Consider the following 15,778-nt stretch of genomic DNA (forward strand, 5'->3'; position numbering starts at 1 on the left):
ATCGAGAATGTATGTGCGGTCGTTGCGCCGCAGGTTGCCGGGCGGCTGTTACGCGGGCTGACGGGGCCTGTTACGTGGGTTTGCCGGGGTGTCTGTTGCGGTTCGCCGGTGCATATGTCACGCGGGATGCGGCGGTAGCGATCATACGCAGCAACGTTGCTGGCGACGAAACGTAATGTACTGTTCACCATGCGTTCAGGTGTTGTCGGTTGCCGTGATGGAACGGTATTCGACAATGGATGTATGAGTGGAACATCCAAGGGTTCTCGCAACAACGTAGTGTGTGAAACGCTTCGTGAAACAGGCCGTGACGCGGCGGCCTCCACGCAGTGCGGCCGTCAGGGTGGGGGCGGTGTTCGTAGTGTGATCGATCGGCTGGCGGTTCGCGGCGATCGTAACAGGGAACTGCGCGCAGCTCGATTCGTCTCGGTGCGATCTGCGGTACGGCGGACGGTGACGGCGGCCGTGGCGATCGTGGCTTCGCTGACGATGCTTGCCGCGTGCTCGATGCCGGGCAGCGGCGGCAACGCGGACCCGGGCAAGACGCAGTCGTTCACTCCGGCGAAGGGCAAGGCCGAGGCGACGCTCAACATCGCGTCCGGGTCGGAGAACAAGGAAGTAGCTGAAGCGATTCAGCAGGCGGTTGACGATTCCGGCGTAGCCGTCACCATGAACTACATGGGTTCGCTCGATATCATGTCAGCGCTCGAGAACGGCGGCGGCAACTATGATGCGGTCTGGCCGGCGTCGTCGATGTGGATTTCGATGGGCGACACCAAGCACATCGTCAAGGACGCGACCAGCACATCCACCACGCCGATCGTGTTCGGCATCGCCAAGTCCAAGGCCGAACAGCTCGGCTGGGCAGATTCGTCCGGCAAGACGCAACCGGTTAAGACGGCGGATATTCTCTCCGCGGTATCGTCCGGCAAACTCAAGTTCTCGATGACCTCGGCCACGCAGTCGAACTCCGGCGCGTCCGCCTACCTTGCGTTCATGACCGCGCTCACCGGCCGCGACGAGCCGCTCACTGCCAACGATCTCAGTGATGCAAAGCTTACCAATCAGGTGGCCGCGCTGCTCAAGGGCGTCGACCGTTCGTCCGGCTCGTCCGACTGGCTCAAGGACATGGTCGTTGCGAATCCCGAACGGTTCGATTCGATGGTCAACTACGAATCATTGGTCATCCAGGCCGACAAACAGCTCACGAAGAACGGTCACGATCCGCTGCTGACGATCTACCCGGCCGACGGCATCGCCGTATCCGATTCGCCGCTCGGCTACGTCGACCGCGGGCAGAACCTTGACTCGTCGTTTGCCAAGTTCCAAAAAGCCCTGAGTTCCAAAGAATCCAAGCTGCTGTTCGAGCGCGCCGGCCGACGCACCGGACTTGGCGGCACGCTTGCGTTCGGCGGCGACAACGATGTCAAACAATCGTTCCGTGCCGAGTGGGGCGTGAACACGAGCGCCGATGCTCTGAAAACGATCGCACTGCCATCGGCGGACGTGATTAGTGAAGCGCTTAACGTTTACCAGACCAAGCTGCGCAAACCGAGCTACACGATCTGGGTCGTCGACTACTCCGGTTCGATGAGCGGCGACGGAAAGGACGGCGTGGTCGGCGGGCTCAAGGCCGCACTCGACCCCAACGAGGCGAAGCAGTCGCACATCGAGCCGTCGGACGGCGACGTGAATATCCTCATCCCGTTCTCGTCCACCGCCGAAAACGCGACGCGCGTCAACGGCACGAACACCGGCGAACTGCTCTCGCGCGCGGAAAACACCGAGGCGACCGGCGGCACGAACATCTACGACGGACTGAACTCCGCGCTCGGCATGCTGCCGGAGAACCTGAGCAACTACACGACCGCGATCGTGCTCATGACCGACGGCCAGTCCGACACCAGCGACAAGAGCTACTTCACCGACGAATACCGTTCGCGCGGACAGGATGTGCCGATCTTCTCGATCATGTTCGGCGACGCCGACCCCGACCAGCTCAACGAACTGGCGAGCTTGAGCAACGCGAAGGTGTTCGACGGCCGCGACGGCAATCTCGCCGCTGTCTTCCGCCAGGTTAAGGGCTTCAACTGATGATCGGGATATTCTGGCTGCTATGCTCGGCCCCCTCCGATGAGGGGGCTGTCAGTCGAAGACTGACTGGGGGAGAGACCGAGGTCCGTGTCCGCAACAGTCGATCGCGCCGTCGGAGGAGCATCCAATGATCGGTGTGATTGCTGGGTTCGTGATCGGACTGGGGCTGGCCGGCCTCGCGTTCTGGCTAGCCGGCGGCGGTCTGCTGGGAATGGCGCTCGGCGTGGTGTGCGCGGTGGGCGGATACATCGCCGGCTCGACGCTGCTGCAGCCGGAGCGCCGGCTCGGCAAGATCGTCGTGTCCGCGCTGCCGAACGGGCAGAAGGCCGCGGCCGCGATCGACGACGCAAACGCGATGCTGAACCGCATCAGCATGCTCGCCGGGCAGATCGGCGACCCGCAGGTGCGGCGCGAGGCCGATGATTTCATCGCCGCGACGCGTGATCTGACGCGGTACGTGACCACGGACACGAGCGCGTACGCGACGTTGCGGCACTATACGAACGTGTACGGCGAGCAGACGTTCAAACTGCTGAAGTCGTACGTTGATGTGGAGCGGTCCGGGGCGCGCGACCAGCTGCCGGTCGCCCAGCGCGAGACGGTTGAAGCGCTTCAGGTGCTGGAACGCACGGCGGCCGGGGAGCTGTCGCGCGCGGTGTCGGCCAAAACGCTCGGCATTGCGGCCGATTCCGAAGCGATTCAGCGCCTCGCCAGCATGGACGGCTACTCGGTGGAAGAACCGGACTCCGGCCAGAACGGCGGCGGGTCCGGCGAACGTTCTGCCGTTCCTGTCATTTCGAGCGAGCGTTCTGTCTCTTCTGCCGTTTCGGGCGTGCGTACTTCTGCCCCCGTCGTGCCTGACGAGTACCTCACTTCTCCTGTCATTTCGAGCGAGCGTAGCGAGTCGAGAAATCTTCACGGCGCTCCGGCCTCGGAAGATCTCTCCACTCCGCTTCGCTCCGGTCGAGATGACAAGAGGGCCGGCGACTTCGGTCGAGGTGATGGCAGAGAGGCCGTTCGCTCCGGTCGAGATGACGGGATGAGTGCCGGCCTCGACCGGGATGACAAGAGCACAGCGGACGGCGGCGAACCGGGAGGAAGCGTGCAATGAAACTCACGAAATCGAAAATCATCGGACTCGTATCGCTGGTCGTGGTCGTCATCGTGATCCTCGGCACGATCGTCTGGCGACAGGCCCAGCCCAAGCCGGTCGAAATCCAGGACATCAACGGCTATCTCGGCGGCGAGAAAATCGGCCTGTTCGACGACGATCAGTTCGCCAAACTCGCGGAACAATCCGGACTCAAAGTCAACTATCGCAAGGCCGGATCGCTTGCCATGATGGACGCCGACCGGGCCGGCATGGACTATCTGTTCCCGTCGTCGCGCGCGGCCGTCGAATACGGCAAGGCCAAGGGCGTGGACACGTCGAATTCCGACATCGTGTTCAACTCGCCGATCGTGATCTACACGCACAAGACCGTCGCCGACGCGCTCGTCGGCAGCGGCATCATGAGCAAGGACGGCGCGGGCGTGTACCACATGGACATGGCCAAGGCCGTCGACGCGATGGTGGGCAACAAGACGTGGGCCGACGTCGGCTACCAGAACGGCTACGGACAGTTCCGCATCGATTCGACCGATCCGGTTAAGTCCAATTCCGGCAACGAATACGCGGCGCTCGTCGCGACCGTGCTCAACGGCGGTCAGCCGGCCACCATCGAATCGGTGTCGCGCGACGCGGACAAGATCCGCGCGATCTTCGCGAAATCCGGTTGGATGGAAACCAGTTCGGAAGACAGCTTCAACCAGTTTTTGACGCTCGGCGTCGGCTCCAAACCCATGATGATCGGTTACGAATCGCAGCTGCTCGACCTCGCGGTCAACCAGCCGGATGCGTTCAAGCAGATCAAGGACGACGTGGTGATCGTCTACCCCACGCCGACCGTGTGGAGCACGCACACCCTGATCGCGCTCGACGACAAGGGTGCGAAGCTGATGCAGCTCCTGAAATCCGCGGACGTGCAGAAACTCGCGTGGGAGCGTCACGGCTTCCGCGCAGCCAACTTCGCCGGCACGGACTCCATCAAGCGGTTCAACGTGCCCGGCACGCTCGACCAGATCACCGCTGTCACCGAACTGCCCAACAACATGGCGATGCAGGGCATCATCAAGCTGCTTGACTCGACCCGCGGGTAACGGCACGACCAACGCAGCAACATCACGATCACCCGATGCGATCCAACATCTTCAACGGAAAGGAATCACCCATGACCAAGCAACTCACCCTCGCCGATCTCGCCGGCGGCAACAACGCCGTCACTGCGCCGACCGTCGACACAGCCGATCCGGCCGCGGTCGTCCCCACCGCCGACCAGGCCAAGGCCGAAGCCGCGCTCACGCCGGACGAACAGATCGCCAAACTCCCGCCGGCCGACCAGCAGCAGATCGCCCAACTCGCCGGCAACATCGACCTGACGCGCGACGGCATCGAATCGTCGTACGGCAAGGACGTGCAGCGCGCCACCTCCACGTTCGCCGACGAAATCCTCTCCGAAACGCGGTCCAAGGACACCGGCGAGGCCGGCGACCTGCTCGCGACCATGCTCACCACCATCGACGAGGCCGAACTCGGCGGCTTCCGCAAGATCCCGATCATCGGGCAGGTCGCCGTCTCCATCGATAAACTGCGTCGCCGCTACCAGAAAGTCGACGCGCAGATCGACGAAATCATCACCAAACTCGAGAAGGCGCAAGCCAAACTCGTCGCCGACATCGCCATGTACAACACCATGTACGACCAGAACGCGCAGCAGTACCGCTCGCTCAAACTCACCGTGCTCGCCGGCAAGAAGGCGCTCGCCGACTTCAACGCGAACCAGCTGCCGGCTTTGGAGACCGAGGCGGCGAACAGCGGCGACGCGATGCAGGCGCAGGTGCTCAAGGACTTCAAATCGAAGCTCGACCGGTTCGCCAAGCGGCTCGACGACCTCGACCGCGTGAGCGTCGTCACGCTGCAGACCGCGCCGCAGATCAAGATCATCCAGAACGCCGACCAGACCATCGTCGACAAGATCGACACGACCATCTCCACCACGATCCCAGTGTGGAAGTCGCAGATGGTGATCGCGCTCGGCCTGTCGAACCAGCGGCAGGCGCTCGATTTGCAGAACAAGGCTGACGACGTGACCAACAAGCTGCTCTCGCGCAACGCCGAGGCGTTGCACAAGGGCGCGGTGGATGCGGAGAAGGCGAACCAGCGCTCGGTGATCGAGATCGACACGCTCGAGAAGATCAACTCCGAGCTGATCGCCACGTTGCGCGAGACCGTGCAGATCCAGAAGGAAGGCAAGGCGAACCGCGAGGCCGCGCAGGTGAAGATGCGCCAGATCGAGTCCGACCTCAAGGCCGCGCTCATCGACAACGCGCAGCGGCTGTAGAAAAGGCGGTACCGGGGCTGGAAGATCCTGTATCATGGGGTGCTGCGTGTGTGAGGCAGTTTGACGATCGAGAGGTTGTTATTGGCTTTTGCCGGGGTCAGTTTGACGATTGAGAGGCTGCGTCTGGTGCGAATACGCGCCATTCCGGTCTGAAAACGTTGAAAATTGACATGCCAAAGTGCCAGCCACGCCAATGAGCAGCCTCTCAATCGTCAAACTGACCCCGGCAAAGCATCGAATCGGCCTCTCGATCGTCAAACTGATATTCGTTCGTCTGAGTTACGGGCGCTCCAGCCCCCGCCAGTCCTTCCCGACCTGAATCAGGGATGAATCAGTGGTTTCCCTGAGGGCGTCGGCCGCACAGACATGCCATGATGGAGGCATGAGACTTTTAGGTAATATCCTGTGGCTGATTCTTGGCGGTCTGTTCCTTTCGCTCAGCTGGGCGATCATCGGCCTCGTGTTGTGTGTGACGATCATCGGCATTCCGCTGGGACTGCAGGCGTTCAAAATGGCGGCGCTCACGTTGACGCCGTTCGGACAGACGGTGACGTACGGCGGCGGGGTCGGTTCCACGCTCGTGAACATCCTGTGGGTGATCTTCGTCGGCTGGTGGATGGCGCTCGGGTATGTCGGTGCAGGCCTGGCGAATTGCATCACGATCATCGGCATCCCGTTCGGCATCCAGTCGTTCAAGATGGCCAAGCTGGCGCTGTGGCCGTTCGGCGCGGACATCGTGAGCGTGTGATAGGCGGGTTGTGGGGTCGGATCGGCCGGCCGCGCGCACTCGGCGCCCGCGTCGTACGGCTCGACGCAACCCATATGACAGTAGAATGAAACCGTTGAAAGCGGTCGTCCTGATTCGACCGCGCAACTCGAGCAAAGGGGATCGCACATGATTCTGGTCACCACCACGCCGTCCGTCGACGGATACACGGTCACGAACTATCAGGGCATCGTGTTCGGCGAGGTCGTTGCCGGCGTAAACATGCTCAAGGATATTGGCGCAAGCTTCCGCAACATGTTCGGCGGCCGCAGCCAAGGGTATGAGGAGGAGCTGCTGAACGCCCGCAACGAGGCGATCGCCGAGATGCAGCAGCGTGCGGAGGCGCTCGGCGCGCATGCCGTGATCGGTGTGGACGTCGATTACGAGGTGCTCGGCGCCGACGGCTCGATGCTCATGGTCACCGCATCCGGCACCGCCGTCCAACTCGCCCGCAAGGCCGCGTGACGCGTCGCGCAGCGTCCCGCGTCAACCCCCGCGCTCGCGCCCGAAGCCCGCACTCACATCATCGGCGCATCATCGCGGCAAGCGATTCGCGGAATATCCGCTCGTTCCCGCGCATGTCAGCAGCATATTGTTCATAGTCCGATGCGCCCTGCGCAATGACGCAGCCATGCTTGACGACGCAAATGCCCTCGTCCCGACGGCGAACATCGCCATCGAACGTGGTCCCTGACATCAGGTGCAACGTCGCGCTTGTCGCGCCATCGGAGTCAGGGTCGGCGTCCGGATAGAAGAAGAACCCCCGCCGGGCATCGAACCGATACATATATGCCAGAATCTGCAGGTAGTCGCGATTGTGGATATTGCCGGCCGGCTTGTATTTGGCGTCGGCAATAACGCGGCATCTGGCGTCCCGGCCAATGAAATCAGGGTAGATCAACCCGTTGCCGCCGTCGAAAAGCCGCTGCCCGCCGGCGCGGCTTTTGTTGCGCGGGTGGTGGAAGAGGTCTCCGACCAGCAGGTTCACGTATTCTTCCCACAGCCATGCGCCGTCGAAGATCACGCCGTGAATGTGCCGCCCGTTGCCGCCGATGCCGTGCCGGCGATGACCGAGGATCATGATGCACAGCTGCTGCAACGCGCGGTATTCGGAGTAGAACGCGTGCCTGACGGGAGCACGCATGTTGCGGCCGAGGATGCGGTCCCGATCCGCTGGCCGATAGGACGGCGTGGCCTCGGCAACCATGCGCATCTCGTCCCTGACGTCATGCAGTACCGCCGCCCCGTACGGTTGTGCCGCGATGTATTCCGCGGTGTGCCGGATGAGCTCCATCACCGGATTGTCGCCGGAAAATTCCCGTAACGAGTACGCGATACGCCCGGTGAAGGGAACGTTGTGCCGGACGTGGCGGTCCACGTCGATCCGCCCGTGAACGTTGGCGTCGTTGCGTTCCCGGTGAATGTACTCGCGGAACGGCCCTTTGCGCATGGCGTCCCGCAGATAGAACGGGAAGAGAAAGATCTGGAACATGAACAGCCGCGTTTCCTCGTCGGCCGAGATGCTCAGGTCGAACAGGTTGGGCATGCCCAGCACGCGCTGCATCAGATACTGCAGGAAATAGTCATGCCCGTCCTGCGAAAACCGCGACTGTATGACCAGCAGCTCCGGCCCGTTGCCCACGTATCCCATCATGTTGCCGGTCCGGTAGCCGTTGCCGTCGCGGCACAGTATCATCTGGTCCGCGGACAGGTCCTCCGATTCCCGGACTGCCCGCGGGAACAGCATCACGCCGTCATGCGCAAGCTGCGATGTCGTTGCGTTCGCGATCTGGCCGACGACATGCCGTACGTCTTGCAGACGTTCGGCGGCAACGCTGGTGTTATCACTGATCCGAACCGTCGGCATTGTCGCCGCCTTCGTTCTGGTTGGGAGCGGTCTGATGTCCGCGATATTGATATGCTTGCGCGAACGTATTCATGATGGAGTCCTCGTCGACCATGCCGCGAACGTAGTCATGCAGCAGCGGCTGCAGATAGTCTTCCCAAAGCTCGCTGAACTCGTCCTCTCCGGGGCGGGTCGCGCGCACCTTGAGGAAGTACGCCGGGCCGACATGATAGTCGTCGTTCAGTCCGTCGACGTTTGAAATGGCTTGGTTCAGGGCCGTCATGCGTTCCACGGCCTCGTCTTTCAGCCCGCCGAGGATGTCGAGCATATCCAGCTGATCCTGTGCCTTGATTTCGATGAACCGGAACCGGCGGCGCATGGCGAAGTCGAAACTGTCCACCGATCGGTCGATATCGTTCATGGTGCCGATGATGTATACGTTCTCAGGAACGTACAGCGTGTGCCCGTACTGGGTCGTCACGGTTCCCGCCGTGCCGCGATAGCCGGGGTCGAGGGAGAAGAACAGTTCTCCGAAGATCTTGGAGATCTCGCCGCGGTTGATCTCGTCGATGATGAATACGTACGGCTTAAGCGATTCATGATCGACGGTCTGCTGCAGATGGCCGGTCTGCTTGCGAATGTCGGTGGCGAGGACGAACAGATAGGAGTCCGCTTGCGTTCGCCATGTATGCCCGAGGTATGCGACGGCTTCGGAGCCTTTATGGAAATCGGTGTCCGCTTCGAGAAGAGCGATCATATCGGCCATCGGGATGATGATCTTGCCGGATTTCGCGTTATTGGGCGCGGATATGGTGATGGCCGACTCGGTGACGTCGCTTACGGTGAATACGTTGCCGCGCGGCAGCGTGAACTGCCGGTCGTCGTCAAGATTCTGGAAATAAGTGTCGATCTTCTTGCGTGCCGTCGCCTCCCGGCTGAGTTCGGCAGCGGTTTTGCGCGACCGTTCCGCATTGGTTTTGGCTGCGTCGAGGAATCGTGTGAAGATGCCGTCGCGCACGGTGAATCCGATGCTGCTGTCGTCTGCGGTGATCGGGCGCAGACCTTCGATGAAATCGGTGTAGTCGTAGCTGGGATGGAACTGCACGAATCCGACTCGGCTCCGTTGTTCGCCGGACAGCGAATCCCAATCACCGCATTCACCGTCGCTGACGATGTCCGCGGCGATCTGCTTGGCGAGATACGATTTGCCGGTGCCGGGAGCCCCGCGGAAGATGATGTTCCTCGAGCGAAGCAGCTCGCAGGAATACGGATTCCTATAGTTCTGCGAATCCTGATACGACGATTGGCCGTCCGCGGGCTCCGGTACTGATTGCTCGGACGGGGTTTCCGCTTGCGGCGCTTTCTCCTGCGGCATCTTGCGCCGGTACGCCAGTACGAAGGAATCTCCCGGGGAGCCGAACCGCTTAAGGCATTCCTGAACGAACACTATCGGGGTGAACAGGTTCCAGCAGTACATGAACCATTGCACGGTATCGTGCCGGTAGCGGGCGAATTCCAGTGAGTTTTTGCAGTGCTGTCGAAAATCGTCTTCGCTGGGATAGATGCCGCGGAACGTGGGGCCGTCCAACGAGTATCTGCATATCGGAAAGTTCGTGAGTTCTTCCGGCGGCAACGCGATGAGCTGATGCTCAAAGATCTGGCAGGCCAGACGCGGCAATGTCTGGCAGGCGATGCCGCGTTCGTTTTTGTTGCGCTGGCGCTTGATCGGATGGTTCGGGTCGGCCGCGGGGATGAACTTGACGTCGACCGGCTTGTACTGATCGCCGAGACCCAGATTGTTGAGATCGAATGTGGGATCTGTCGACAGGGCTGAATCCGCGGTGATGGTGAGCTGATAGTGCGTCTCGGATTGTTGCGCCATTGACATGCCTTTCCGATTGGCGGGGCGATGATGTGCCTTCAGTATATTGCGACAAGGGGCATCTTGCGTGGCTGGGGCGGGGTGGGCGGATGTCTGTCGGCCGGGCCGCTACAGGGCGCTGATGCCGCCGTCGACGTGGATGGTTTCGGCGTTCATGAAGCCGTTGCGCATCAGGAACAGATAGGCGTCCGCCACTTCGCCGGTCGTGCCGAGGCGTTTGAGTGGATTGGCTGCGGCCATCTGCGCGGCCTGCTTCTGCAGCTGATCCGCCGACATCCCGCGCCACAGGCCGGTCGGCGTCCACCACGGTGCCACCGCGTTCACGCGCACGCGCGGCGCCGATTCGATGGCCAGCCCCTGCACGAGCGTTTCCACCGCCTGATTGCCCAGCACCGCGCCGGATGCGTTGTATGGTCGTCCGCCGGAACCCGCAGTCAACGTCAGCGATCCGCCGTCCGAGATGCTCGGCAGCATCGTGCGCGCAATCCGCAACGCGACGAGATATTTGCCATCCACCGCGGCGCGTACGTCATCCACGCTGGTATCAAGAAATCCGCCGCCCATCGCGCCGCCCATCATCGATACCACATGATCGAACGGTGCATGCGTCCCGGCAAACTCGTCAAGCTGATGCGCGTCCGTCGCATCCAAAGCGGTCACATCAGCCGATCCGAGTTGGCTGAGCGTCGACTTGGCGGCCGCGACATGCTCGGGCGACCGGCCGATCGCCGTGACCTGTGCTCCTTCTGCAAGCGCCCGCCGCGCGATCTCCAGGCCAAATCCCGACGTTCCGCCAATGATGAGTATGCGTTTGCCGTTCAGTGATGCCATGTTTGCCCTCCTCGGTACGGGTTTTGGCCGGACTGGCTGTGCCGTCGGGTTGTCCGTTACCACCGAATCATACGGCCGTAATCGGTTCGGGTGGTTCGTATGTCCCATTGTCTCGCAGTTGGCGCGTACGGTTTTGGGCACGCGTTATGCTGCCGAAGTCGCGTCCGATTGATCTGGGGCGTGGCTGCATGAATTGCGCGGGCGATAGTGTTTTGTCGGGCTTAAATTGACGCATTGTTATTCTCGGCCTCCTCGGCTGAGGGTCGAGCCGTGAAGCAAACGCTGGCGGCGTTTGTAGGTGAGGTGCGAGCGACAGCGAGCCGGCAGAGCGCGGCCGTAGGTCGTCCGCAATTGCGGGACGCTGTCGGCGAAGCCGACTGGGGGAGCGTCAAACCCATCACATTAAGTCCGACAGAGTACTAGTGCTTTTCGGACTGCGACTGTTGTGTTTTTTTGTTCTCAACCTCCCCTTGCCGGGATGTTGCAGCAAACAGCGGGTCTGTTTGTGAACAAGGTGCGAGTGGCACGACGTGGAGCGGTCTGTCCGTGGTTGTGGGCGAGCTGTCGCATAGGGGGCCTATTGCATTGCATCCTCCAAAGTGCTGGAGGTTTCGATGGGTTGTGGGTGTGCGGTGTTTTTGGACTTTGTTTTTGTCACGCTTTACTGTTGTGCACGATTACATGTCGGGCGTGGCTGAATATCGTGTCAGGCTATGGCCGAAACAGGTAATTTTGCGCGGGCGTGACAGGTCTCCCGCGGCCGTGCGCGGGATGCTGTATGGAGAGTGTTGGTATTGCGGGGATCGTGATGCTGTCTGGTTGTCACGCTTAGTTTGAAACTCGGTTTTTCCGGATTGTGTGGCTGTTTTGTTGTCATGTAATCCTTGAAATTGCTTAATCCTGTGATGTGTGACCACAAATCACGACACACTGCCCGTAAAATCCTCCTTAATTCCCATGTATGACAGAACCGGCCCGCTCTCCCGACTCAAACAATGTCCACGTGCGACAGGTGTAGATAATACGCGCGTTTTTGTCTATCAAGCATGCGGGCTGGCTCGTGTTCGAGGCTCCTACGGGCGGTTTTGTGTATCCCCAGACGTTGGATCACCGCTGCTGGTACAAGACGGCCGTCGAACAGTCCGGCGTCCCACCGCTGACCTGCCGCGACCTGCGGCACACCGCCGCATCGATCGCCGTGCACAGCGGCGCGAACGTGAAGGCCGTCCAGCGGATGCTGGGCCATTCGAGCGCGGCCATGACCTTGGACGTATACGCCGATCTCTTTGACGATGACCTGGATAACGTGGCCGACCGAATCGACACGACACTGGCCGACATCAGCTAGTTCAATAGAGATTGTGGGGTTTTACGTGGGGTTTCTCACTTCCCGGTAGATACAGGAAAGCCCCGAACCGTTGGTATTTCAACGGTTCGGGGCTTTCATCCCTGCGTGCGAGTGGGGGGGGAGTTGAACTCTGCCGGCGTTGCGGGTTTGGGTCATGATGATCGGTTTTGCCTGTGTTCGCCTGGCTTCCATCTGGTGTTGAATCACGCGTTTTCGGCTGGTTTGGATTCGTTCGTCACTTTTTTGTTACGGTGGATCTGGGGAAAGGTCGAGCATATGCCGGAGCTTTCAACCATCTTACTGAAGTCGTTGTGCACCCGCCTTGCAGTCGAGGGAAGTGATGATGCCTCAACCGGTATACCAACTAATGTAATTTTTGCATCAAACTAATATAAAAAGTTATCGACTAATGTAATTCTGGTGGAATTACATTAGTCGACTGGGACTCATGAGTCCTGTCGTATATGCCATTTGGCTGACGAGGTTGCTCCGTCGGAGCGGATTTTCCCCTGCTTGCGCAAGGTCTGCAACAGATAACTGACCTTATTGGCCTGCTGCTGCTCGGACAGTCCTGCCGGCAAGGCGTGCCTGATTGCCGTGAGGATTTCGATTCTTGTGGATGGTCGCGAGCCGAGCAATTGAAGGATGAGCGCCTTACAGATTTGGTTATCCAGTCCTTTGCTGCGAACGTATTCCTTCTGCTTACCGAGGGCCTTCGCCACGGATGATGAGATGGTGAGTCTTGGATAGCGGCCTTCCACCAAACCCCGTGAACGCAGATCTTTGGCTTGATCCTTGGTAATGGGCTGTTCTTTCTGCACCATGTCGAGCAGTACCACGCTTTGCAGGTCCAAATCAGGGTATGTCGCCAGAAGCTGCGAGTACTTTTCGTCGATGATGGTGCCGAATATTGTGACCGATACACGCGAGGGCTGCGAGAGATCGTAAGTGGGCAGCGGCAGACGGCGTTCGCGTTGGATGTCGAAGACACTGCGGATGCCGATCGCGTTCTGATCGATCATGCCGACCTTGCTCATGGCCTTTGCCAGCAGAGCATTGCGGTAGTAAGGGGGTTTGTAGCCGGGAGCCAGAGCCGCGTCGATGCTGCCGGGGATAAAAGAGCCTTCGTTGAGGAAGACCAGATGATCCTCGTATTCGAGAACGTTGATTTTCCCGGAAAGCCGGTAATCCTGATGGGCGATCGCGTTGTGCAGCAGCTCTCGGATAATCTCGGGGCTGTAACGTTGCGCGACTTCCGGGAACAGCGTGCTGGGGTCGGTGAAGAACCGGTACTTCTCGTTGCGTATCTTGGCCAAGACCTTGTCCACTTGCAACAGGAATGGCGGTTCAAAGTGCTCATATGAGGAGACCTCGTCGCTCGAGGTGTACAACGTCCATGTGATGCGCGGTCCAACGCCGCCGAGGAAGACGGTGGACTCGGACTTGCCAAGCAGCACGAGTGCCGCATTGGTGACGTGATCGTGTATCAGCAAGCCGATCTTCGCCAGGATCTCTTCGTCGGACAGGTTCTCGGCCGCCTTTTGCGTGGGTGCGTATTTCTTGACATACTCGTCGCATGCGAACCGTATCGCATCCGGGTCGAGGTCGTCAATGGTGGCGTCGTAGGCAATCTGGCGTGACCAGTCGGGTCGCGACTGACTATATATGGCTTCGAGTTTGAACTGCGGCATCTGTACCAGTGACTCGTTCTCCCTCGACCAGGGGATGCCGTGCCATGTGGTTGGCGTGGCGAACGTGGCGGGCGGGATCTGGAACACGATGACACGATGCCCATCCATCTCAAGCTCGTAGATCTCCTCAAACGTCATGCCGTTGTTGGTGTTGAGCGTGATCTCTCGTTTGAGGTTCCGCAGCCCGATACTGGGAACATGGCTTTCCTTGCGGTATCCGGTGCCGCAAATGGTCCTGTCGTTGCGTACGCCGAACAGCAGCCACCCTGCGTCCGCATGCCGTAGGTTGGCCTCGTTGCTTAACGCGGAGAAGTACTTGCCCAGATCGTCGGAATCGAAGTTGTTCTTCGCTGACTTGTACTCTACGACCTCGGTCTCGACGTCCGCCAGCAGGCGACGCACCTTGTCGATCATCTCAGCGGTGCCGTAGATCATCTGCCGTCTCCCAACTAATGTAATTTTTAAGGCAAACTAATGTAATTATATGGCAACTAATGTAGCGGAGGGATGCTTAAGCGGTGCGGGGATGGATGTGTCGATCTATTTGTTGGGAGTCAATCCCGCGTAGATAGTCTTCTTCGGATTGCTGGAATTCTTCGAAAGATTCTGCAAAATTAGGTAGACGAAGGGATCGGCGAATATTCATTTGCCGTTCGATTTGTTCCCAGGAACCCGGTTGGTTGTTGGCGGCTAAAATGCGTGTTCGTGTTTGCGGGTCATAAAGATTGGAGTATGCGCAAAGATGGTGGGCGGCTGATTTCGCGATTTTGAAAAGGATTAAGGTCCCTTCCCGCTGAACATGCTCTGCTTGGAATATCGCATTCATGCATTGTTCATGTGATTCGAGGCTGTTGCCTTTCTCGTCGAAATAATGGATATCGTCTAGGCGATCGGGTCGATTATCTAATGCTTGCGCCTTGTCCAAAGCGCTTTGCTGAATTTGCGTGAGGGGTAGCTGCCCATGCCGTTGGAACACAATTCTGTACCATCTGGCGATGGGATCTGCTGCTCCTTTTTTGCCCAATGGAACGAAATTAAAATATCGATCTTTCTTGGCGAAATCGGTCAGGAAAGTCAATACTTGATTGAGTTCTTCATCAGGTACTGGGCTGTCATTACATGTTTCGTTGGTTAGTGGGTGCGTCAATGAGACCGAGTTCTTGTAAAGCTCAGAGAGGTCATGACCCTTTTGTGATAGTTCTCCGTCAGTGAGGAATTTACCGGTGATGCTGTACTCGTGCGATTCGAGGATGAGTTTGTAGACCCTTTCGAGGGCTATTGTGATATTGAAAAATCCTGTGTAATACAGTTCCTGGGCGATGAAGTCCGCGTGGCGGAGCGCATTCAGTCCGAGAGAGAGCATTCGCCCGGATAAGCTTGCTTCTCGCTGAAGAGCTATCCATTTCGGATCATATGGTGAATGTGTAATGGTGGTCATAGTTAATCCTGCTCTACGGGTGATGGCTTACAGATTATTTGACTGGGTTGTTTCAGCACTACGTAGCTGTTGGTGGGAACCATGCCTCTTGCAATTTTCGGGGGAGGTTGCTGGAGATCTAAGGGTTTCAGCGCTTTCTTCAATAGCATCGGCTGGCCAACTCTCTCATGCCTGTATTTCTGGTGGAATTTGTCCGCCTTGTTTTTGCTGATGAGTCCAGCCTCCATCTCTGCTTTCAGCGTTTTCCAGTCTGCGATATTCGCAGATATCGGTTCCATGCTCTGGGCAGTGTTTTAGGGGTGTTCGATGCATTACCGATTAAAGTGGCGCTTGTGTTGTTTTCGTGGGTGTGGGTTCGTCGTTGAGCCGTTGAGGGAGTAAGAGAAGAGCGCTTCCTGGGTAGGATGTTTTCGACCAAGATAAACAAACAACCAAAAAGCGC

The 15,778-nt window shown here is 59.2% G+C and carries 12 protein-coding genes; 7 read left to right on the top strand and 5 right to left on the bottom strand.

Features of this window, described 5'->3' with window-relative positions:
* The first annotated feature begins 465 nt into the window (after positions 1-465).
* From AC1A0G_RS07480 to AC1A0G_RS07505, 6 genes are all read left to right on the top strand, one after another.
* Positions 466-2,094, top strand: coding sequence for a VWA domain-containing protein (locus AC1A0G_RS07480; RefSeq protein ID WP_476528571.1), 1,629 nt, complete (start codon positions 466-468; stop codon positions 2,092-2,094).
* Positions 2,095-2,221: 127 nt separating this feature from the next.
* On the top strand, positions 2,222-3,205 hold the full coding sequence (locus AC1A0G_RS07485; protein WP_476528572.1) for a hypothetical protein: 984 nt from the start codon (positions 2,222-2,224) through the stop codon (positions 3,203-3,205).
* Entirely contained in the window at positions 3,202-4,293 is a 1,092-nt protein-coding gene (locus AC1A0G_RS07490) for a hypothetical protein (protein ID WP_476528574.1), read from the top strand. Before AC1A0G_RS07485 ends, AC1A0G_RS07490 begins: the two co-directional genes overlap by 4 nt.
* A gap of 71 nt (positions 4,294-4,364) precedes the next feature.
* On the top strand, positions 4,365-5,534 hold the full coding sequence (locus AC1A0G_RS07495) for a toxic anion resistance protein (RefSeq protein ID WP_476528575.1): 1,170 nt from the start codon (positions 4,365-4,367) through the stop codon (positions 5,532-5,534).
* Positions 5,535-5,916: 382 nt separating this feature from the next.
* Positions 5,917-6,282 carry a YccF domain-containing protein gene (locus AC1A0G_RS07500; RefSeq protein WP_476528577.1) on the top strand — a complete coding sequence of 122 codons (366 nt, stop codon included), beginning with the start codon at positions 5,917-5,919 and terminating at the stop codon, positions 6,280-6,282.
* Positions 6,283-6,429: 147 nt separating this feature from the next.
* A complete protein-coding gene (locus tag AC1A0G_RS07505) occupies positions 6,430-6,765 on the top strand; it encodes a putative heavy metal-binding protein (RefSeq protein WP_476528579.1) in 336 nt (111 codons plus the stop codon).
* Positions 6,766-6,823: 58 nt separating this feature from the next.
* Here the strand turns inward: AC1A0G_RS07505 and AC1A0G_RS07510 are convergent, their stop codons facing one another.
* The 3 genes from AC1A0G_RS07510 to AC1A0G_RS07520 form a co-directional block, all read right to left on the bottom strand.
* Positions 6,824-8,167 (bottom strand): 5-methylcytosine restriction system specificity protein McrC, encoded by a 1,344-nt coding sequence (locus tag AC1A0G_RS07510; RefSeq protein WP_476528580.1) that lies wholly within the window; start codon positions 8,165-8,167, stop codon positions 6,824-6,826.
* The gene (locus AC1A0G_RS07515; RefSeq protein ID WP_476528583.1) at positions 8,145-10,028 is read right to left on the bottom strand and encodes an McrB family protein; all 1,884 of its coding nucleotides are present in this window, start codon (positions 10,026-10,028) and stop codon (positions 8,145-8,147) included. The genes AC1A0G_RS07510 and AC1A0G_RS07515 overlap by 23 nt, the downstream gene beginning before the upstream one ends.
* A gap of 108 nt (positions 10,029-10,136) precedes the next feature.
* Positions 10,137-10,859, bottom strand: coding sequence for an SDR family oxidoreductase (locus tag AC1A0G_RS07520; protein ID WP_476528584.1), 723 nt, complete (start codon positions 10,857-10,859; stop codon positions 10,137-10,139).
* Between the two features lie 1,033 nt (positions 10,860-11,892).
* Here AC1A0G_RS07520 and AC1A0G_RS07525 point away from each other — a divergent pair.
* A complete protein-coding gene (locus tag AC1A0G_RS07525) occupies positions 11,893-12,207 on the top strand; it encodes a tyrosine-type recombinase/integrase (protein WP_476528586.1) in 315 nt (104 codons plus the stop codon).
* 446 nt (positions 12,208-12,653) lie between these two features.
* Here the strand turns inward: AC1A0G_RS07525 and AC1A0G_RS07530 are convergent, their stop codons facing one another.
* Both AC1A0G_RS07530 and AC1A0G_RS07535 read right to left on the bottom strand, forming a co-directional pair.
* Positions 12,654-14,333, bottom strand: coding sequence for an RNA-binding domain-containing protein (locus tag AC1A0G_RS07530; protein WP_476528588.1), 1,680 nt, complete (start codon positions 14,331-14,333; stop codon positions 12,654-12,656).
* A 76-nt stretch (positions 14,334-14,409) separates the two neighbouring features.
* Positions 14,410-15,336 (bottom strand): hypothetical protein, encoded by a 927-nt coding sequence (locus AC1A0G_RS07535; protein WP_476528590.1) that lies wholly within the window; start codon positions 15,334-15,336, stop codon positions 14,410-14,412.
* Positions 15,337-15,778 lie beyond the last annotated feature (442 nt).

Source organism: Bifidobacterium sp. LH_230 (genome assembly GCF_056357555.1).